This is a genomic window from Enterobacter sp. ENT02 (genome assembly GCF_019219165.1).
Taxonomy (GTDB): Bacteria; Pseudomonadota; Gammaproteobacteria; order Enterobacterales; family Enterobacteriaceae; genus Enterobacter; species Enterobacter mori.
The window spans coordinates 1-815 of sequence record NZ_JAHUWD010000019.1; the positions used below are offsets into that span (position 1 = coordinate 1).

Genomic DNA, 815 nt, shown 5'->3' on the forward strand with positions numbered 1-815 from the left:
GTCGCTGCCGCAGCTTCGGTGCATGGTTTAGCCCCGTTACATCTTCCGCGCAGGCCGACTCGACCAGTGAGCTATTACGCTTTCTTTAAATGATGGCTGCTTCTAAGCCAACATCCTGGCTGTCTGTGCCTTCCCACATCGTTTCCCACTTAACCATGACTTTGGGACCTTAGCTGGCGGTCTGGGTTGTTTCCCTCTTCACGACGGACGTTAGCACCCGCCGTGTGTCTCCCGTGATAACATTCTTCGGTATTCGTAGTTTGCATCGGGTTGGTAAGCCGGGATGGCCCCCTAGCCGAAACAGTGCTCTACCCCCGAAGATGAGTTCACGAGGCGCTACCTAAATAGCTTTCGGGGAGAACCAGCTATCTCCCGGTTTGATTGGCCTTTCACCCCCAGCCACAAGTCATCCGCTAATTTTTCAACATTAGTCGGTTCGGTCCTCCAGTTAGTGTTACCCAACCTTCAACCTGCCCATGGCTAGATCACCGGGTTTCGGGTCTATACCCTGCAACTTAACGCCCAGTTAAGACTCGGTTTCCCTTCGGCTCCCCTATACGGTTAACCTTGCTACAGAATATAAGTCGCTGACCCATTATACAAAAGGTACGCAGTCACCTAACAAGTAGGCTCCCACTGCTTGTACGTACACGGTTTCAGGTTCTTTTTCACTCCCCTCGCCGGGGTTCTTTTCGCCTTTCCCTCACGGTACTGGTTCACTATCGGTCAGTCAGGAGTATTTAGCCTTGGAGGATGGTCCCCCCATATTCAGACAGGATACCACGTGTCCCGCCCTACTCTTCGAGTTCACAGCA

Annotated in this window: 1 rRNA gene; it reads right to left on the minus strand. The window is 52.6% G+C overall.

Going from position 1 to position 815, the window contains the following annotated elements:
* Window positions 1–815: ribosomal RNA gene (locus KW829_RS22715) — 23S ribosomal RNA — on the minus strand; the annotation flags it as partial.